Annotated in this window: 19 protein-coding genes; all 19 read left to right on the top strand. The window is 35.6% G+C overall.

Going from position 1 to position 18,736, the window contains the following annotated elements:
- Nucleotide 1: 1 nt before the first annotated feature.
- The 19 genes from DWW68_RS04685 (at nt 2) to fabZ (ending at nt 18,720) form a co-directional block, all read left to right on the top strand.
- Nucleotides 2–1,855, top strand: coding sequence for a hypothetical protein (locus DWW68_RS04685; protein WP_118589161.1), 1,854 nt, complete (start codon nt 2–4; stop codon nt 1,853–1,855).
- Between the two features lie 11 nt (nt 1,856–1,866).
- Nucleotides 1,867–2,850 carry a LacI family DNA-binding transcriptional regulator gene (locus DWW68_RS04690; protein WP_118589160.1) on the top strand — a complete coding sequence of 328 codons (984 nt, stop codon included), beginning with the start codon at nt 1,867–1,869 and terminating at the stop codon, nt 2,848–2,850.
- Nucleotides 2,851–3,217: 367 nt separating this feature from the next.
- The gene (locus tag DWW68_RS04695) at nt 3,218–4,519 is read left to right on the top strand and encodes an extracellular solute-binding protein (protein WP_021953669.1); all 1,302 of its coding nucleotides are present in this window, start codon (nt 3,218–3,220) and stop codon (nt 4,517–4,519) included.
- A 99-nt stretch (nt 4,520–4,618) separates the two neighbouring features.
- Nucleotides 4,619–5,497: a sugar ABC transporter permease gene (locus tag DWW68_RS04700; RefSeq protein ID WP_021953670.1), complete on the top strand. Its 879-nt coding sequence runs from the start codon at nt 4,619–4,621 to the stop codon at nt 5,495–5,497.
- Nucleotides 5,498–5,501: 4 nt separating this feature from the next.
- The gene (locus DWW68_RS04705) at nt 5,502–6,329 is read left to right on the top strand and encodes a carbohydrate ABC transporter permease (RefSeq protein WP_021953671.1); all 828 of its coding nucleotides are present in this window, start codon (nt 5,502–5,504) and stop codon (nt 6,327–6,329) included.
- A 15-nt stretch (nt 6,330–6,344) separates the two neighbouring features.
- Complete coding sequence (locus DWW68_RS04710; protein ID WP_118589159.1) at nt 6,345–7,691, top strand: glycoside hydrolase family 172 protein; 1,347 nt, start codon at nt 6,345–6,347, stop codon at nt 7,689–7,691.
- A 111-nt stretch (nt 7,692–7,802) separates the two neighbouring features.
- Nucleotides 7,803–9,287 (top strand): glycoside hydrolase family 32 protein, encoded by a 1,485-nt coding sequence (locus DWW68_RS04715; protein ID WP_118589158.1) that lies wholly within the window; start codon nt 7,803–7,805, stop codon nt 9,285–9,287.
- Between the two features lie 27 nt (nt 9,288–9,314).
- Entirely contained in the window at nt 9,315–10,277 is a 963-nt protein-coding gene (locus DWW68_RS04720) for a PfkB family carbohydrate kinase (RefSeq protein WP_118589157.1), read from the top strand.
- A 99-nt stretch (nt 10,278–10,376) separates the two neighbouring features.
- The gene (locus DWW68_RS04725; protein ID WP_118589156.1) at nt 10,377–11,369 is read left to right on the top strand and encodes a WYL domain-containing protein; all 993 of its coding nucleotides are present in this window, start codon (nt 10,377–10,379) and stop codon (nt 11,367–11,369) included.
- 71 nt (nt 11,370–11,440) lie between these two features.
- Entirely contained in the window at nt 11,441–11,623 is a 183-nt protein-coding gene (locus DWW68_RS04730) for a hypothetical protein (RefSeq protein WP_118589155.1), read from the top strand.
- A gap of 125 nt (nt 11,624–11,748) precedes the next feature.
- Entirely contained in the window at nt 11,749–12,267 is a 519-nt protein-coding gene (locus DWW68_RS04735) for a hypothetical protein (RefSeq protein ID WP_118589154.1), read from the top strand.
- A 418-nt stretch (nt 12,268–12,685) separates the two neighbouring features.
- On the top strand, nt 12,686–13,687 hold the full coding sequence (locus DWW68_RS04740) for a beta-ketoacyl-ACP synthase III (RefSeq protein ID WP_118589153.1): 1,002 nt from the start codon (nt 12,686–12,688) through the stop codon (nt 13,685–13,687).
- A 58-nt stretch (nt 13,688–13,745) separates the two neighbouring features.
- On the top strand, nt 13,746–13,970 hold the full coding sequence (gene acpP, locus DWW68_RS04745; protein WP_118589152.1) for an acyl carrier protein: 225 nt from the start codon (nt 13,746–13,748) through the stop codon (nt 13,968–13,970).
- 13 nt (nt 13,971–13,983) lie between these two features.
- On the top strand, nt 13,984–14,925 hold the full coding sequence (gene fabK, locus DWW68_RS04750) for an enoyl-[acyl-carrier-protein] reductase FabK (protein ID WP_243053042.1): 942 nt from the start codon (nt 13,984–13,986) through the stop codon (nt 14,923–14,925).
- The gene (gene fabD / locus DWW68_RS04755) at nt 14,918–15,832 is read left to right on the top strand and encodes an ACP S-malonyltransferase (protein WP_118589150.1); all 915 of its coding nucleotides are present in this window, start codon (nt 14,918–14,920) and stop codon (nt 15,830–15,832) included. Before fabK ends, fabD begins: the two co-directional genes overlap by 8 nt.
- Nucleotides 15,833–15,855: 23 nt before the next feature.
- Complete coding sequence (gene fabG, locus DWW68_RS04760) at nt 15,856–16,593, top strand: 3-oxoacyl-[acyl-carrier-protein] reductase (RefSeq protein WP_118589149.1); 738 nt, start codon at nt 15,856–15,858, stop codon at nt 16,591–16,593.
- Between the two features lie 14 nt (nt 16,594–16,607).
- Nucleotides 16,608–17,846: a beta-ketoacyl-ACP synthase II gene (gene fabF / locus DWW68_RS04765; RefSeq protein ID WP_118589148.1), complete on the top strand. Its 1,239-nt coding sequence runs from the start codon at nt 16,608–16,610 to the stop codon at nt 17,844–17,846.
- A 3-nt stretch (nt 17,847–17,849) separates the two neighbouring features.
- A complete protein-coding gene (accB, locus tag DWW68_RS04770) occupies nt 17,850–18,293 on the top strand; it encodes an acetyl-CoA carboxylase biotin carboxyl carrier protein (RefSeq protein ID WP_118589147.1) in 444 nt (147 codons plus the stop codon).
- Between the two features lie 4 nt (nt 18,294–18,297).
- Nucleotides 18,298–18,720: a 3-hydroxyacyl-ACP dehydratase FabZ gene (gene fabZ, locus DWW68_RS04775; RefSeq protein WP_021953686.1), complete on the top strand. Its 423-nt coding sequence runs from the start codon at nt 18,298–18,300 to the stop codon at nt 18,718–18,720.
- Nucleotides 18,721–18,736: the final 16 nt, after the last annotated feature.

An 18,736-nucleotide genomic window follows, 5' to 3' on the forward strand; every position in this document is an offset into this window, starting at 1 on the left:
AATGAAGGCAAAAAAATATGATTTGCTGTGGGTATTTTTAATTGCACTTATTCCGCGTCTTATTTGTATTGCGCTTTTTAGTTCTCCAATGAGAACACCTATGGACGAGTTAGGAACATTGTCAACAGGTGCATATTTTGGTGGAAAAGACTGGACAGCATTAACTACATTTGCAAAATATTATTACGGTGGCGGTTTTACAATACTATTTGCACCACTGTTTTATTTGACAAATAACGTAACAGTAATTTATGGAACAATCCTTAGCGTGTGTGCAATTTTACAAAGTATCAGCGCACCAATAAGCTACTACATTATGAAGAAATACCTTAAGGTTGATAAAAGAGCTTATTTATTTATAGGCTCCATTGCATGTTCATTTATGGTAGTAACAAGAGCAATGGAAGTGTTTAATGAACATATAGTTATTGGCTGTGTATGGATTATAACCTTGTTTGCCTGCAAGCTAATTGAATATGGTAACAATAAAAAGAAAAAAATCATATACACGGTTGGCATTATGTTTTTAATTACATATTTGCTTACAACCCATGCCAGAACAAAGGTTATTCTTATTGCTTTCTGTATTGTTGTTGTATGTTATCTTATATTCTACAGAAAGTGGCTTGTAGAACCAATATCAGGAATAATTTCCCTTGGAGTGTTTTATTTTGCGGCAGGTAAGTTTAATACCATGGTTAAAAAAAATATCTGGAATTGGCAGGAAGGAAAGTTTTTGAGAAATACAAAGGCAAAAATGGATATAACACCACAGAAGTTGGCAAATCCAAAAACGTGGAATGCAGTAGGTTCTACAATTTTCGGGCAGATTAATACTGTATTGGTATTTTCAGGAGGCATTTTTGCCCTTATACTTATAATGCTTATTTTCAGATATAAGGATACAATAGCACAGCTTATAGTTACAAAAAAAGCATTGGCAGTGAAGGATGAAGAAGGAAACTTTAATGCAGAACCATTTTGTCTTGTAATTTCAGCATTATTTATTATGTGTATTGGAGCTGTAATGTTTGCCCAGTGTTTTACATGGTTAAAGCGTGTGGTACCGGCACTGGATGGTGGAAATCCTTACGGATTTAAGGCTCTTACTTATGTACGATATGTGGGACCGTTTTTAGGACCGGTATTTATGACAGGCATTGCTATGATATATGAGAAAAGAGAAAGTATTAGAAAATATCTTGTGGGATTTGCAATACTTCTTTTGTCATTCCAGACAGTATGGGTATGCTTTATTTTACCTAAAATGGGAAGATCAAGAGTGGCTTCAGAAGTGTACAATGCATTTAGCGGTTATGACATAGGCGGCAAAGTGCCTATGAGAACCAGATATTACTTAATGGCGACAGTTATTACTGTCGTATTGCTGGTAATATTTTTAATTAGCTATTACAAGAAAAAAATTATGATTCCACTAGTTATTCTTACGCTGTTATTTGGTTACGAATATATTTATGGTGCAACAGTTTGGGATAATAATTACTGTACTAATGTTAAAAAAGTTAGCGATGCAGGAACAGGTGTGGTCAGAACGCTAGAGGAGAAAGGTTACGATGTACCAAAAGATATTTATGTAGTGGATTACTATGAAAGAAGTGGAGTACAGAGAAACACTTACGCATATCAACTGATTTTAAACGAATACACCATATATGCAAAACAGCCGGAGAATTTAACAAAGGATAATATAGTATTTTCAACAATAAGTAATTATCAGGAATTGTTAGACGCAGGATACAAAAAGGCACAGCTTGATAATAATGAATATGTTTATGTAAAGGGCAATTCATATATTAAAATGTTTGAGTCAGTATCAGTGAAATTTGGAGAATAAGAGGGAAAAAGATGCCTGGAATTAAGGATGTGGCACGAAGAGCGGGAGTAGGAGTTGCTACCGTATCGAGAGTTATTAACAACAGTGGTTATGTTTCTGAGGAAACAAAAGATAAAATTGAAAAAGCAATGAAGGAGCTGGATTATATGCCAAATGAATTGGCAAGAAATTTGTTTAGAAACAAAAGTGGTATAATTGCAGTTTTGGTGCCTGCTTTGGAACATCCTTTTTTTTCGGAGTTTGTGAATCAGGTAGAAAGTGCATTGCATGAAAAGGGATATAAAACTATGGTGTGCAGCACAGCTAAGAATAGCGAATATGAAACAGAGTATTTGCAGATGCTTAAGAAATGTGTTGTAGATGGTATTATAACCGGTGTTCATTCATTAAATGTGGATGAATATCTTATAAACGATATGCCTATTGTTGCATTAGATCGATATATTGACGACAGGATTACCATAGTGTCAGTGGATCACAGACATGGTGGAATTATGGCAGCAAGGGAGTTTATAAGATGTGGATGCAAAAAGGTAGTTCAACTCCAGGGAGCTAAGAAAGTTCAGTCTCCGGCATTGGAGAGACATGAATACTTTCAGCGGGAATTAAAGAAAGCAGGAATTCAAGTGTACACTTATGAAATGGAGTGGAACAAATTTGATACGGAATATTTCGCTCAGGTAGTAAAAGAAGTATACGATATGTATCCGGATGCAGATGGAATGTTTGGAACGGACCTTGTTGCCATGCTGTTTGAGAAGTATGCGTTAAGCAAAGGCAGAAAAATTCCTGAAGATTTAAAAATTATTGCATATGACGGAACATATGTAACAGATATGGCACATCCTTCCCTTACGAAGATTAAGCAGCCTATTGAAAGACTGGCGAAAGAGGCAACAAGAATAATTACAAGAGCCATAGATGGAAATGCTGCTACGGAAAAAAATATATACTTAGAAACTGTACTTATAAGAGGAGACAGTACCAGAGTATAATTTACAAATTAATATATAAATAACAGGTAAAAAAATAAACTCTATGTTGGCGATTAATAAAATCGCCGGTATAAAGTTTATTTTTTTTATTTTTTGATATATTTTAATGTTAAAAAAATAACAATGAAAACGTTTGAACAATGAAAAATATATACTTAATAACCAATTAAAAGAGAGAATATATAGCAATATGCACAAAGGTTAAAAATGATATTGACAAAACATAAGTAAAAATATATAATAAAGCTATCAAATGGAACCCGTTCCACATACAAAAATCACAAAAACAAATAACACACTGTAAAAATGTGGAAAAGGGTCAAGAAAAGGGTTCCGCAAATTAATAAATGCTAAAGGAGGAAAGAAAATGAAGAAAATTATAGCATTAGTAATGGCAGTAACCATGGTAGCAGCAATGATGGTTGGCTGTGGAAGTTCATCTAAGTCAGATGACAGCGCTAAAGGAAACGGAGAGGTAACAATTAAGTTTGGAATACATGTTGCTGATCCAAAAACACAGGAGACAGTTACATACAAAATTGTTCAGGAATTTAACAAAAAGTATTCAGGAAAGTACAAAGTTGAATTTGAAGCAGCAGACACGGAAGCACATTTAAAGAATCTGAAGCTTGAAGCTTCAAGTGGAAAATTACCTGAAATATTCTGGTTGGATGCATCACAGACCTCTGAATATAATGAGGGTGGGTATTTACTTGATTTATCAGACTTTTTAAAAGAATACACTAGTACAGATTCAGCTCTTGATGCAAGTGTTAAGGAAGCATTTAAGGATGGAATCCAGTACGGACTTCCATATCAGTGTAATGTTGAAGGCTTCTTCTACAATAAAGAAGTTGCAAAAAAGTTAGGAGTTGAAATTAAGAACGGAACAACTTTTGACGAATTACTTGATATTGTAAAGAAATGTAATGACAAAGGAATTACAGCAATTGCTCAGGGAAATAAAAACAGCTCATATGCAATCTGGGGTTATCTTGCAATGTTAGACCGTTACGGATACTCAGATTACATTAATGATATTCTTGATGGCAAGAAGAAATTTAACAATGACGATTTACTTAAATGTTTTGAAAAGTTACAGAGTCTTGCAAAGGCAGGAGCATTTGCAAAGAACATGGCAACCCAGGAATACTTTGATGCAAAGAATACATTTGAGTCAGGCAAGGCACTTTTATTCAATTCAGGTGCATGGGATAGTGCAGAGTTAGATGAAAAGATGGGCGACAAAGTTGGCTTCTGGTGGGGACCTACATTCTCAGACAGCAGCTACGAACAAAAGGCAGCTATGAAAGTACCATCAAATCCTATTTGTGTAAGCTCAAAGGTAGCAGATGATAGTGGAAAGAAAGAAGCGGTTTATAAGTTCCTTGAATATTACTATGGCGAAGAAGCAGCAAAGATGTCATATGAAGGCTCTGTATTCCCTGCAACAAACTATACAGGAATTGAAGTGGCAGATGCACAGCATACATTAAATGAGGTAGTGAAATCAATCAATGAAGGATGGGCAAGCCCTGCAAAACAGCCGGATTTGATGCTTTCATCATCTGTTCAGAGTCAGTTATATGATTCAATTTTTGGTGTAATTACAGGTAACTATGAACCAAAGGATGCCCTTGCAAAAATTGATGAGAAAATGAACTATTAAAATTCTTTAATATTATTATAATTAGATTCTCCTCTTCCCCACATTTCACAACGGAATGTGGGCGAGGAAGGAGAATGTTGGGAGAAAGGAGGCAAAGACGTGTCTTGGTTGAGTAAAAAGAGATATTTAATAGGACTGCTGTTGCCTACATTAATAATTTATACAGTGTATATTATTGCACCGATAATAATGGCTATAGGATATAGTTTCACAAAATATTCCGGAATAGGAAAAGCAACGTTTAACGGGCTAACAAATTATAAAAGACTTTTGCAGGATGATACATTATGGATTTCATTTAAAAATACAATGATTATATTTGGTGTGGCATTTGTGCTGTTGCTGGTGGGAGCATTTTTTGTGGCATTGCTTTTAAATAATCACTTAAAGTTTGTTGACACATCTAAGGCATTGATATTTTCTCCGGCAATTATAGCACCTATTATAGTTGGTATTATATGGGTTTATATATTAGATCCTCATGTTGGTTTAATAAATGGTATTTTAGATGCCATTGGATTACCGGGACTTAAACAGACATGGATTGGGGGAAATAAACTCACCCCTTATTGTATCGGATTTATATATTTCTGGCAGCAACTGGGATACCTTACCACAATATATATAACAGGACTTAGAATGATTCCAGGCGATGTAATAGAAGCAGTTAAGATTGACGGTGCTTCTTCATGGCAGCAGCTTAGATATGTAACAATACCTATGATGAAATCTACCATATCAACAGTTGCCGTATTACTTATAACAGGAATATTTAAAATATTTGAAATTGTACAGCAGACTACAGGCGGTGGCCCGAACCATATGTCAGAAACATTAGTTACATACAGCTATTCAACAACTTTTGGAAATGGTGAATATGGATATGGAATGTCTCTGGCAACAATAACATTTATTATTTCTCTTATAATAATGTTTGTATTCCAGTTTTTAATGAGAGAAAGAGACAAGGAGGCATAAAGATATGATTAATAAAAAGAAAAAAATCGCAATGTACATTGTTATGGCATTAATCACACTTATAATTGTGTTTCCTTTTATATGGATGGTTTTGCTATCCTTTAAAACTAACTCAGATATTATGTCAAATCCCCTGGCATTACCAAAGAGTTTTAACTTAGAAAATTTCAAGCATGCCCTGGAGGTGCTTGATTACCCAAGATTGTATGGTAACACATTCTTTGTATGTATCATATCAATCGTAGTAGAATTAGTAATTACCTTTTTAAGTGCATTTGTTTTAGCAAGAATGCAGATGAATGAGAAAATCAGAAAGGCAGTTTACAGTTATCTGATTTTAGGATTGGCAATATCTCCATTTATATTGCTTTTCCCGGTATATAAAATAAATGTATTTTTTGGATTAAGCGGAAAGGTAGGATTGGTTCTTCCATACATAGCTACATCAATATCCTTTAATACCTTACTTTTAGTTGGTTATTTAAAATCCCTTCCAAGTGAAATTGATGAGGCAGCAGTAATGGACGGATGTAATTTGAGGCAGTTAATTATTAAAGTAATTTTACCAATGACAAAGCCGGTAATAGCCACTGTTGTAATATTTAATGTTCTTTATATCTGGAATGAGTATCCGTTTGCATCGGTTATCTTAAGAGATGCATCAGATTATACGTTATCCATGGGAGCATCATTCTTTAAAGGTACATACACAGTAGATTACGGCGGAATTATAGCTTCAAGTATTATGATAATCGTACCTGAATTAATATTCTATGGATTATTCCAGAAGAACATCGTAGAAGGTATGACGGCAGGCGCAGTAAAAGGTTAAAGAGAGGAGAAAAAAATGAGCAGCGTATCAGGATTATTTAAAGATTTAACATCAGTAAAGAAGGCAAGAAACGGAAGACTTGCAAGTTGGGATCAGAGAGGAAAAAATCAGGATTATTGGGAAATACCTGCAGGTGAATCAATTACATTAGGGGAAGTAGAAGGTCCCGGATGTATTACACATATATGGATGACATCTTCATGTAGAAGAGTAAAGGCACCTAGTATACTTGATCCGGTTTTAAATGCATCAGCAGCACCGGTAATGGAAATTGCACCACCTCTTGGCGTAATATGGGATGATTATGATCCATATTACTATAGAAAAGTATTAATTAAAATGACATGGGATGATCAGGAAAATCCAAGTGTATATGTACCTTTTGGAGACTTCTTCTGTATAGGAAACTGCTATCCGGGCAATTTCTCATCATTACCTTTTAATGTATCATTAAAACCGGAAGAGGCAGGAAGATATGGAGCACCTTGCTCAGTATCATGTTACTTCCCAATGCCATTTAACAAAAAGGCAAAAATTGAAATTATAAACGAAAATGAATTACCGTTTATTCTTTATTTTAATATTGATTATGAAATGTATAAGGAACCTCTTGATGAGGAAACAGCTTACTTCCATGCATGCTGGCATAGAGAGAACCCTTGCAAAGGCTGGGGACCTGAGTTACAGGTAAACTCACCGGAAGTAAACAATGTTACAAATTATAAAGGTGAAAACAACTACGTTTTGTTAGATGTAAAAGGAAAAGGACATTATGTAGGATGCAACCTTACGGTAAAACACTTCCAGGGAAGCTGGTGGGGCGAAGGAAATGATATGTTTTTTATAGATGGAGAAGAATATCCTAGCCTTAACGGAACCGGAACGGAAGATTACTTTAACCATGCATGGGGAATGCAGAGAAATGCATATCCGTTCTTTGGAACAATAGTTCATGAAGGAGATACTGACGGATTCCAGGTATCTTACAGATTCCATATTACTGACCCTGTAAGATTTGAAAATAGTCTTAAAGTTACTATTGAGCATGGACATGCAAACCATCTTTCAGATGACTGGAGTTCAACAGCTTACTGGTATCAGGTACTTCCAACAACAATGAAAATGGAAATGCCACCGGTGGAAGACAGACTTCCTGTAGTACCGGTACTTCCTGAAAGAAAGTTAGAAAAGCCTGAACTTACCGAGGAAATGAAGGCAGCTATAGAAAGCTACGAAAAACGTTGGGAAGTATACAAGCCGGCAAGAGATGAGCAGTTTAGAATTAAGGAAGCAAAGGCAAGACGTGAGTCAAAACTTAATACTGAATTTGCAAAGAAACTAAGAGACGAATACGACAAATAATCATACAGGAGGAAACCAAATGAACGAAGTTCATTTATAAAAATGTTTCCGACGAAATGCCACCGACCGAAGGGAGGGGGCAATACATATTGATTAGGAGGAAAATATATCATGTCACAGGAATTGTTAAATGAGAATATAAAAAAGGCTCAGGAAGAAATTGAGAAAACAAAAGATAAAGTGTCTGAAGGAAAAATGAGACAAAATTATCATTTTATGGCACAACAGGGCTGGATTAATGATCCAAATGGTCTGATATATTATAAGAATAAATATCACTTTTTCTATCAATACAATCCTTATGATGCGTATTGGGGAGCAATGCACTGGGGACACGCCATTAGCGACGATATGCTACACTGGGAGTATCTCCCGGTGGCATTGGCTCCAAGCGAACCATATGACAATCATAAGGAAGGTGGATGCTTTTCTGGAAGTGCCATTGAACATGATGGAAAGCTATACCTTGTATATACAGGAACAACAAACTATGGAGACGGATTTATCCAGTCACAGTGTCTGGCATACAGCGAGGATGGTGTTCATTTTGAAAAATATGAAAATAATCCTATTATTCCACACCCGCCGGAAGGCTATGATGAAAGTAATTTTAGAGATCCTAAGGTTTGGAAACATGGTGATTACTTATATTTAGTTTGTGGTTCTAAGAAAAATAATTTGGCAAGTGCCCTGTTATATCGGTCTAAGGATTTAAAAAACTGGGAGTTTTTCAATGTTCTTGCAGAGAGCAGAGGAGAGTTCGGTTATATGTGGGAATGTCCCGACTTTTATGAAATAGGAGATAAACACGTACTTATGTTTTCTCCTATGGGAATAAATGAGAGAACATCAGTGTACTTAGTAGGAGACATGAATTATGACACGGGAAAATTTACATATACCAATGTAGGTCAGATTGACTATGGATTTGACTATTATGCTCCTCAGTCATTTTTAGACAATAAAGGCAGAAGAATTATTGTAGGCTGGGCAAATGCCTGGGACTGGATGCCATGGTGGAAAGATTGGGGTCCAAGCTTTAAGGAAGGCTGGTGCGGATTCTTTGACTTACCAAGAGAGGTGGTTTTGTGTCCGGATAATACCCTTAAGTTTGTTCCAATAAAGGAAATTGAAAATATACGAAAAGAAGAAAAGTGTATTAAAGAGATATCTGTAACTAAGGAGGAACAGTTTAATTGTATAGAAAGTGACTGCTTTGAAATGGAAATGGATATTGATTTGGAAAGTACCACAGCAGATAAATTTTCATTGCTTTTAAGATGCAATGAAAACAACAAAACAAAAGTAACTTTCGATTTAAAACATCAGATGCTATATTTTGACAGAAACAATTCTGATAACTGGAGTGAAGGCATTGCCCGAGGACCGTTGATTTTAAAGGACAAAAAGAACATGAAAATAAGGGCTTTTGTGGATAAAAGTTCTATTGAAGTGTATACGGATGACTATAAAACCAACTGTAGCTGCAATGTTTTTGCAGACAGCAGTCAGACAGGCAACTATATTGTGACTGATGAGGGATGTCTTAATATTAGGGAAATAAAGATGTGGGAGTTGAAAGAAACCATTAAATAGATGGAGACAATATAAGGAGGATTTGATATGAGTAAAATTGATGTTACCGCAATGGGTGAACTGCTTATAGATTTTACTGAAAATGGAATAAGTAATCAGGGAAACCCGTTGTTAGAAGCAAATCCCGGAGGAGCACCATGTAACGTATTGTCAATGCTTACTAACCTGGGGCATTCAACAGCCTTTATAGGAAAAGTAGGGGACGATATATTTGGAGAAATGCTTAAAGAAAGAGTTTCAGGACTGAATATTAATATAGAAAATCTTGTAGTGGATAAGGAAGTTAATACTACATTAGCTTTTGTACATACGGCAGAAGATGGAGACAGAAGCTTTTCATTTTACAGAAATCCGGGAGCGGATATGATGCTTAGGGCAGATGAAGTTAATTCAGAATTAATAGAAAATTCTAAGATATTTCACTTTGGCACTTTATCCATGACTCATCAGGGTGTAAGAGAGGCAACCATCAAGGCATTAGAGGTGGCAAAAAAAAGCGGATGTATAATCTCCTTTGACCCTAATATAAGGGAGCCTTTATGGGATAACATGGAAAATGCCCGCACTCAGGTTAAAAAAGGCTTAGAATATTGTAATATTCTAAAAATATCTGATAATGAGATACAATGGCTTACAGGAGAGGAAGATTATTCTGACGGTGTACAGAAAATCAGGGAAAAATATGACATAGATCTTATATTAGTGTCTATGGGAAAAGAAGGCAGCAGGGCTTATTATAACGGTATGGTAGTGGAAGCAAATCCGTTTTTAACAAAAGATACCATTGAAACTACCGGAGCCGGTGACACTTTTACAGGCTGCATACTTCATTATATTTTAAATAAAGGTCTTGATAATTTAGACACCTATAACCTTCGGGAAATGCTTAATTTTGCAAATGCGGCAGCTTCTATAATTACCACAAGAAAAGGAGCATTGTGTGTAATGCCAACAAAGGAAGAAATAGAAGAATTATTACACAGCAGATAAAAAGAAAAGTACCGGATGTTGTACTTGCAAACTAAAAAACAGTGGAAATAATAACCAATGCATGATATTCTATAAACAGATTTAATCGGGAGGTAGAATATGGCAAAGGGGTCTAATCAGAAGCTTAAACTAATGTATTTGTTTAAGATTCTAATGGAAAATACAGATGAAACTCATTCTATAAGTATGTCGGATATTCTTTTAAAATTAAAGGATTATGGCATTACGGCAGAAAGAAAAAGCATTTATAATGATTTAGAGAGTCTTAGACAATACGGAGTGGACATTGTTGGAGTACAAAGGGACAGAACCTATTATTATAATGTGGCAAACCGTCAGTTTGAATTGGCGGAGTTGAAACTATTAGTGGATTCTGTTCAGTCGGCAAAGTTTCTTACAACAAAGAAGTCCAATGAACTCATTAAGAAAATAGAAGGTCTTGCCAGTAAATATGAGGCATCTAAGCTTCAACGTCAGGTGTATGTGACAAAGCGGGTTAAGACTATGAATGAGAGTATTTATTATAACGTTGACAACATACATACGGCGATTGCAGGAAACAGGCAGATTAGATTTCAGTATTTTCAGTGGAATATTAAAAAGGAAATGGAATTAAGGCATAATGGCGAGTATTACAGGGTAAGCCCTTGGGCATTATCCTGGGATGATGAAAACTATTACCTTGTGGCATATGATGATACTGAAAAAATAATTAAGCATTTCAGAGTGGATAAAATGTTGCATATAGAAATTACTGAGGATAAACGTGAAGGAAAAGAGTGCTTCAGTGAATTCGATATGGCTGTGTATGCCAGAAAAGTTTTTGGAATGTACAGTGGGAAGGAAGAACGGGTAAAAATCCACTGCGAAAATGCATTAGCAGGTGTAATAATCGACAGATTTGGCAAAGACATAATTATAGTGCCTGATGGAGATGAACATTTTAATGTAAATGTTAATGTGGTAGTAAGTAAACAGTTTATTCATTGGATAATGGCATTAGGAGATGGGGCAACCATTGTTTCGCCACAGTATGTGGTGGATGATGTTAAAGAGGAAATAAAAAGACTTTGTGGACAATATAATGTGTAAATAATTTAATGACAGGAAATAATCCTTCTAAAGCGTGTAGATTAAATCTAGGTGCTTTAGGAGGATTTTTTATGCGAATTGAGGTGACTCCTCAAATTGAAGGGGATGAATCTAATTGGACAAATGTATATACGAATATGATTGTAAATTATAACATAGACAAAGAAGAGCATATGAATATTTCAGAGTTATCAATGTTGCCTATAGATGATGAAAAGGGTGTTAAGGAAGTAATAGACTTTATGGTTAAATAGGAGAAGATTCTTAATTGAAAACATATTGACAGCAAAAAATAAGCACGTTACAATGTAAATACGATGACAATGTGATGAACAGCACGGGAAAGAAGAAATAGTTGAAAAGCGATAGGAGGTATGTTATGAAAAAAGTAGTAGTTAGTATGGTAGGCGTATGTTTGGTATCTTCGTTATTGTTTTTTACTTACAATAATGCAGAAGGAAACATAAGAAAAGGCTATAAAAAGCCCATAACAGTAAAGGAACAAAAACAGGAGATTGAATCACTGAGGAATAAGGCACAAGATATATTGAGCAAAAAAGGACTTAGTGATGAAGATGCAAAAGAATATAATAAAACTATAGAGGAATTAGGAAATAAGCAAATTGAATATGGCCTATTTGATTATAAGGAAGAGCTGAATGCAAGAATTTCAACAATAGAAGTTGCAATATCAGATATGGAAAGAGAAATGTCGGAAGGTTCAATGCCAAAGGATAAGATTCCGGATGCAGAGTATAGAATTAAAAAATTAACACCTGTATTAGATAAGTATAAGGGAATATTAAAGGAGGCAGAGAACAGGAAAGATTACAATTATGAAGAACTTAGTAATCAGTTTAATGATGAAATTGAGAAAGTATATAGTGAAATAAATTAGTTTTTTGAAAATACACAAATTATAATAATGATATATAAGATAATAAGCTATTGATGGAGTAAAATGTATGTCTTAAAAGATTCTTCGTCAATAGCTTATTATATATTTTAATAGAAAAAAATCCGTCTAAGGCATATAGATAAAATCTACGTGCTTTAGATGGATTTTTTTTGTGTAATCAAAGTTTTTGATGATACAGATTAAGGGTTGTTCCGGTTTGATAAGCAAAATATCAGATAACTCTATCCTCAAAAAGTCTGCCTTAAAAAACATAAATTACCGGATTATTATACAAAAATCCTTGAAAATGTATGATATTAAACAACATTTTTTCCCTTTGTAAATCATCATTTTAAAGTATTGACGATGATGGTTTGTGCGGATATACTAGCAACTAATTTGTGACAAGGAGAAGAAAATGTTTGGAAAAATAATTGGAACCGGGTCTTATGTACCAAAGGAAATAGTAACTAATAAGGATTTGGCACAATATCTTGACACTGATGATACATGGATAAGGGAAAGAACAGGTGTGAAATCAAGACATATATCAGGAGATAAAGAAACCACAGCCGATATGGCAGTTAAGGCTGCAGAAAAAGCATTGGACAACAGCGGACTTTTACCTGATGAAATTGATTTGATTATTGTATCCTCTGTTTCTTCAAATCTTGTTTTGCCTTCAACGGCATGTTTTGTTCAAAAAGCGATAAATGCAAAAAATGCATTTTGCTTTGACATAAATGTTGCATGTACGGGATTTATAACGGCATATAATATTTCCCAGACATTTATAAATACAGGATTAATAAACACCGCTTTGATAATCGGGGCGGAGAGCTTGTCAAAAATTACAGACTGGAGTGACAGGAAAACATGCATATTATTTGGTGATGGAGCAGGAGCTGTAGTGATAAAAAAGGATGAAAATGCCATGTTTGAAACAGTAATGTTTTCTAATGGAAAAAATGGAGATGCCCTTACAATGGAAAATCCCTTTGCATTAAGGAAAACTAATTTGGGAAAAAATCATCAAGGGCAATTTGATATATCCTTTCAGGATGTTCACAAAACATACATAAACATGGATGGCGGTGAAATATTTAAGTTCGCCGTAAAAAAAGTTCCGGAATGTATAGAGGCGCTTCTTGAAAAAATCCATATGGATAAAAGTGAAATTGATAAGTATCTTTTGCATCAGGCAAATAGCAGAATAATAGAAGGCATAGCAAAAAGGTCAAAAATTCCGTTGAAAAAAATTCCTTTAAATATTGAGGATTACGGCAATGTTTCCTCAGCCTGTATACCAATGCTTCTAGATAAGTTAAATGGTTTAGACGAAATAAAGGCAGGAGACAAAATTATAATGGCAGGATTTGGCGCCGGCTTATCTTATGGGGCAACTTATTTAGAATTTTAAAAGAGGCAATTACCGGTAAATCCGGATTGTAAATAAATTTTTTGTTAGGAGAAAAGAAATGTTTGAAAAAATCAGAGAAATAATTGTGGAACAGTTAGGAGTGGATGAGGAAGTAGTAACCCCTAATGCATCATTTGAAAAGGATTTAAATGCAGATTCCCTTGATTTATTTGAAATGGTTATGGCACTTGAGGATGAATTTGACATAAAGATCCCTGTAGAAAATCTGGAAAAAATTAAGACAGTAGAAGATATTGTAAATTACATTAATGAAAACAAGTAAGGAAGAGTGGAAAATGACTACTGAAATTACAAAATTACTTGGAATTAAATATCCTATTATTCAGGGTGGAATGGCATGGGTGGCAGATTTTAATTTGGCTGCCGCCGTTTCAAATGCCGGAGGGCTTGGAATTATAGGTTCCGGCGGTGCACCGGCTGTTTGGGTCAGAGAGCAAATAAGAGAAGTTAAAAAACGAACAGATAAGCCCTTTGGTGTAAATATTATGTTAATGAACCCTGAGGCAGATGAAATAGCAAAAGTGATTATTGAGGAAAAGGTGCCTGTAGTTACTACCGGTGCAGGAAATCCGGCTAAGTACATGGAACAGTGGAAAAGCAGTGGAATTAAGGTAATTCCTGTAGTTGCCAGCGTGGCAATGGCTAAAATGATGGAAAGATGTGGTGCTGATGCAGTTGTAGCCGAAGGCTGTGAAGCAGGAGGACACATAGGGGAAATAACAACCATGTGTCTTGTACCACAGGTGGCAGATGCTGTCAACATACCTGTAATAGCAGCAGGAGGCATAGCAGATGAAAGAGGATTTATGGCAGCCATAATCCTTGGAGCTAAAGGCGTTCAAATGGGAACGGTTTTTGTGGCATCCATTGAAGCCAATGTTCATGAAAATTATAAGAACAAAATAATTAGGGCAAAAGATATTGATTCAAAGGTAACAGGAAGAACTACGGGACATCCTGTAAGGGTCTTAAGAAATCAAATGTCAAATGAATATATAAAAAAAGAGGCAGAAGGTGCCGAATTTAATGAACTGGAAATGCTAACCCTTGGGGGCCTTAGAAGGGCTGTGGTAGAAGGAGATGCAGTAAAGGGAAGCTTAATGGCAGGTCAGATAGCAGGTCTTGTTAAAGAGAAAAAAAGCTGTGAAGATATCATAAAGGACACTGTGGAAAAGGGCTGTAAATTGCTAGAAATGTTAGGAGAAAATTATGAGTAAAATGGCGTTTGTTTACCCGGGACAGGGAGTGCAGAACCCCGGCATGGGAGCTGATTTTTATAAGGAAAGCAAAGAAGCTGAACAAATATACAATGAGGCAGAAAGTATTCTTGATTTTGACATAAAAAAGGTATGCTTTGAGGAAAATGATTTAATAAACAATACAGAGTATACTCAGGCAGCATTAGTTACAACCTATCTGGCAATAACAGGAGAAGTTATTAAAAGGGAAATTTTCCCGGATGTTACTGCAGGGTTAAGTCTTGGAGAGTATGGGGCTATATGTGTAGCAGGGGGAATGAATGAGAAAGAGGCAATAAGTCTGGTAAGGAAAAGAGGCATATATATGAATAATGCCGTGCCGGAGGGCTTTGGAGGCATGACAGCAGTTCTTGGACTTAATAAAGAAGATATTGATAATGTCTTAAGAGAAAAGGATGGCGTATCAGTGGCTAATTATAACTGCCCGGGACAAATTGTAATAACAGGAAGTGTGGAAGCCATAGAAAGTTCTGTTCCGGATTTAAAAAAATTAGGAGCAAGATGCGTAAAGTTAAAGGTAAGAGGGCCATTTCACTCTCCATATTTGAAAGAAGCAGGAGAAAAATTAGGCAGGGACTTGGAAAAGGTAACTTTTAACAACCTTAGCATTCCATATGTTTCCAATGTAACCGGAGAATATGTGGACGATATAAAATACACTAAGGAATTATTAAAACAGCAGGTATATTCCCCGGTTAAGTGGGAACAAAGTGTAAGATGTATGATTGAAAATGGTGTGGATACTTTTGTGGAAATTGGTCCCGGAAGGACAATTGGAGGTTTTATTAGAAAGATAGATAAAACAGTCAGACACATTAATATTTCCACAGTTGAAGATTTAAAAAAATTAGATGATTTAAGATAGGAATATCAAAAGGAAAAGAAGAAATGGATAATAAAAAAATAGCTGTTGTAACCGGTGGATCAAGAGGAATAGGAAAAGAAATAGCTGTGAAACTGGCAGAAGAAGCTTATGTAATTGTAAATTACAATGGCTCAGAGGAAAAGGCCGCACAGGTGGTAAGGGAGATAAAGGACAAAGGTGGAAATGCTGAGGCTGTAAAATGCAATGTGGCATCCTTTAAGGAATGTGAGAAATTTATTGGAGATATCGTAGAAAGGTTTGGAAAAATAGATATTCTTGTAAATAATGCCGGAATAAATAAAGATGGTCTCATACTTTCCATGAGTGAAGAGGATTTTGACAGTGTAATTAATACTAATCTTAAAGGAACTTTCAACTGTATTAAATTTGTGTCTAAATCAATGATTAAAAACAGATATGGAAAAATTATAAATATATCTTCCATATCAGGAGTGGCAGGAAATCCGGGACAGGCTAATTATGCAGCTTCAAAGGCGGGGATTATAGGACTTACCAAATCAGTTGCAAAGGAACTTGCCAAAAGAAACATAAATGTTAATGCCATTGCACCGGGATTTATTATGACAGAAATGACAGATGTATTAAGAGATAAGGTAAAGGAAAATATTTTATCCCAAATTCCCCTTAAAAGATTTGGAACGCCACAGGATGTGGCAGAATTGGCAGCTTTTTTAGCATCAGATAAAAGTAGTTATATAACAGGTCAGGTTATAAATCTTGACGGTGGAATGATTATGTAATATGGGAGGCAGAAATGAGAAGAGTTGTTGTAACAGGATTAGGGGCAATTACCCCCATAGGAAATACAGTAGAGGAATTTTGGGAGAATATTAAAGAAGGCATAATTGGAATTGACAATATTACTAAATTTGATACATCCCGATATGAGATTAAATTAGCAGGGGAAGTTAAGAATTTTGTGGCAAAAGAGCATATGGACTTTAAAAAGGCAAAAAGAATGTCTGCCTTTTCTCAATATGCTGTTTGTGCAGCAAATCAGGCTGTAAATCAGGCACAATTAAATATGTCGGAAGAAGACCCTTATAGAGTAGGGGTAAGTATCGGTTCCGGAATCGGAGGACTAGGTGATATGGAAGAAGAAGCCCAAAAACTTATGACTAAGGGAAATGACAGGGTAAAACCTATGCTTGTGCCAATGATGATATCTAACATGGCAGCAGGAAATGTTGCAATTGATTTAGGAGCAAAGGGAAAGTGTATTAATGTTGTAACGGCTTGTGCCACAGGAACCCACTCGATTGGGGAGGCATACCGAAGCATTCAATGTGGTGAGACAGATGTAATGATAGCCGGTGGTACTGAAAGTTCCATTACACCTCTTGGATTAGCAGGTTTTAATAAACTTACGGCTCTTACCAAAGAAACAGACAAAACAAAGGCATCCATTCCATTTGATAAAAACAGAAGTGGTTTTGTTATGGGAGAGGGAGCAGGAGTGGTGGTTGTAGAGGAATTACAACATGCAAAAGAAAGAGGAGCCAAAATCCTTTGTGAAATAGTGGGATATGGTGCAACCTGTGATGCATATCATGTTACATCTCCGGCAGAAGATGGAAGTGGCGCTGCAATGGCAATGATTTTTGCAATGAAAGAGGCAGGAGTAAAGCCTGAAGAGATTGATTATATAAATGCACATGGAACAAGCACTCATCATAACGATTTATTTGAAACAAGGGCAATTAAATTAGCATTAAAGGATGCTGCATATAATGTGAAAATCAATTCTACCAAGTCTATGATAGGTCATTTGCTGGGGGCGGCAGGAGGTGTTGAATTTATTACCTGCGTTAAAAGCATAGAGGATAATTACATTCATCAGACAGTGGGACTTAAAAATCCTGATGAAGAGTGTGATTTGAATTATATGGCAGGAAAGGGTGAGTACACAGAGGTAAATGTGGCAATGACTAACTCCCTTGGCTTTGGAGGACACAATGCCAGTTTAATTATTAAAAAATTTATTGAGGATTAGAAAATGGGAATAGATGATATTAAAAATCTTATAAGAGAAGTGTCGCAGGCAGACATTGATACATTTGAATATGAGGAAAATAATACAAGAGTTTACATATCAAAAAACTCCGGTGGAAATAATGTTTCAGAAAATATTTCTACTGAAAAGAATATTACAAAAACTGACATAGCAGATATTAACATGGATAATAAAGAAGAAAATATAAATGAAAAAGAGATAATTTCCCCACTGGTAGGAACTGTATATTTAGCACCGGGGGAAAATGAGGAACCCTTTGTAAGTGTGGGGGACAAGATAGAAAAAGGACAGATAGTGGCTATAGTTGAGGCAATGAAATTAATGAATGAAATTGAGGCTGATTGTAGCGGAACACTTAAGAAAATCTGTGTAAAAAACGGTGAGGCAGTGGAGTACGCCCAGTCATTGTTTATTATAGAGGAGTGAAAATATGTTAGGAATAAAGGAAATTGAAGAAATAATCCCCCATAGGCACCCTTTCTTACTGATAGATTATATTGAGGACTTTAAGCCGGGAGAATTTGCAGTAGGATATAAGTGTGTGACCTTTAGAGAAGATTTCTTTAAGGGACATTTCCCTAATCAGCCGGTTATGCCGGGAGTTCTTATAGTTGAAGCATTAGCCCAGGTAGGGGCAGTGGCAATTTTAAGTAAAAAGGAATTTAAGGGGAAAACGGCGTTTTTTGGTGGGATAAATAAATTCCGATTTAAGAAAATGGTAAAACCGGGAGATAAGCTTAGATTAGAAACTAAAATAATATCTTCTAAGGGTCCCATAGGAATTGGAAGTGCCGTGGCAACAGTTGACGGAGAAATAGTGGCAAAAGGAGAACTAACCTTTATGGTTGGGTAGATTTTAGAGGTGATTT

Source organism: Eubacterium sp. AF16-48 (assembly GCF_003479405.1).
In the GTDB taxonomy this organism is placed as follows: Bacteria; Bacillota; Clostridia; order Lachnospirales; family Lachnospiraceae; genus Eubacterium_G; species Eubacterium_G segne.

Bases quoted from the DNA above. Each gene is read 5' to 3' on its own strand.
- DWW68_RS04740 (WP_118589153.1), top strand. From the start codon at position 12,686: ATGTTTGGAAAAATAATTGGAACCGGGTCTTATGTACCAAAGGAAATA.
- DWW68_RS04710 (WP_118589159.1), top strand. From the start codon at position 6,345: ATGAGCAGCGTATCAGGATTATTTAAAGATTTAACATCAGTAAAGAAG.
- fabK (WP_243053042.1), top strand. From the start codon at position 13,984: ATGACTACTGAAATTACAAAATTACTTGGAATTAAATATCCTATTATT.
- DWW68_RS04685 (WP_118589161.1), top strand. From the start codon at position 2: ATGAAGGCAAAAAAATATGATTTGCTGTGGGTATTTTTAATTGCACTT.
- fabG (WP_118589149.1), top strand. From the start codon at position 15,856: ATGGATAATAAAAAAATAGCTGTTGTAACCGGTGGATCAAGAGGAATA.
- fabF (WP_118589148.1), top strand. From the start codon at position 16,608: ATGAGAAGAGTTGTTGTAACAGGATTAGGGGCAATTACCCCCATAGGA.
- DWW68_RS04720 (WP_118589157.1), top strand. From the start codon at position 9,315: ATGAGTAAAATTGATGTTACCGCAATGGGTGAACTGCTTATAGATTTT.
- DWW68_RS04690 (WP_118589160.1), top strand. From the start codon at position 1,867: ATGCCTGGAATTAAGGATGTGGCACGAAGAGCGGGAGTAGGAGTTGCT.
- acpP (WP_118589152.1), top strand. From the start codon at position 13,746: ATGTTTGAAAAAATCAGAGAAATAATTGTGGAACAGTTAGGAGTGGAT.
- accB (WP_118589147.1), top strand. From the start codon at position 17,850: ATGGGAATAGATGATATTAAAAATCTTATAAGAGAAGTGTCGCAGGCA.
- DWW68_RS04730 (WP_118589155.1), top strand. From the start codon at position 11,441: ATGCGAATTGAGGTGACTCCTCAAATTGAAGGGGATGAATCTAATTGG.
- fabZ (WP_021953686.1), top strand. From the start codon at position 18,298: ATGTTAGGAATAAAGGAAATTGAAGAAATAATCCCCCATAGGCACCCT.
- fabD (WP_118589150.1), top strand. From the start codon at position 14,918: ATGAGTAAAATGGCGTTTGTTTACCCGGGACAGGGAGTGCAGAACCCC.
- DWW68_RS04725 (WP_118589156.1), top strand. From the start codon at position 10,377: ATGGCAAAGGGGTCTAATCAGAAGCTTAAACTAATGTATTTGTTTAAG.
- DWW68_RS04695 (WP_021953669.1), top strand. From the start codon at position 3,218: ATGAAGAAAATTATAGCATTAGTAATGGCAGTAACCATGGTAGCAGCA.
- DWW68_RS04715 (WP_118589158.1), top strand. From the start codon at position 7,803: ATGTCACAGGAATTGTTAAATGAGAATATAAAAAAGGCTCAGGAAGAA.
- DWW68_RS04705 (WP_021953671.1), top strand. From the start codon at position 5,502: ATGATTAATAAAAAGAAAAAAATCGCAATGTACATTGTTATGGCATTA.
- DWW68_RS04735 (WP_118589154.1), top strand. From the start codon at position 11,749: ATGAAAAAAGTAGTAGTTAGTATGGTAGGCGTATGTTTGGTATCTTCG.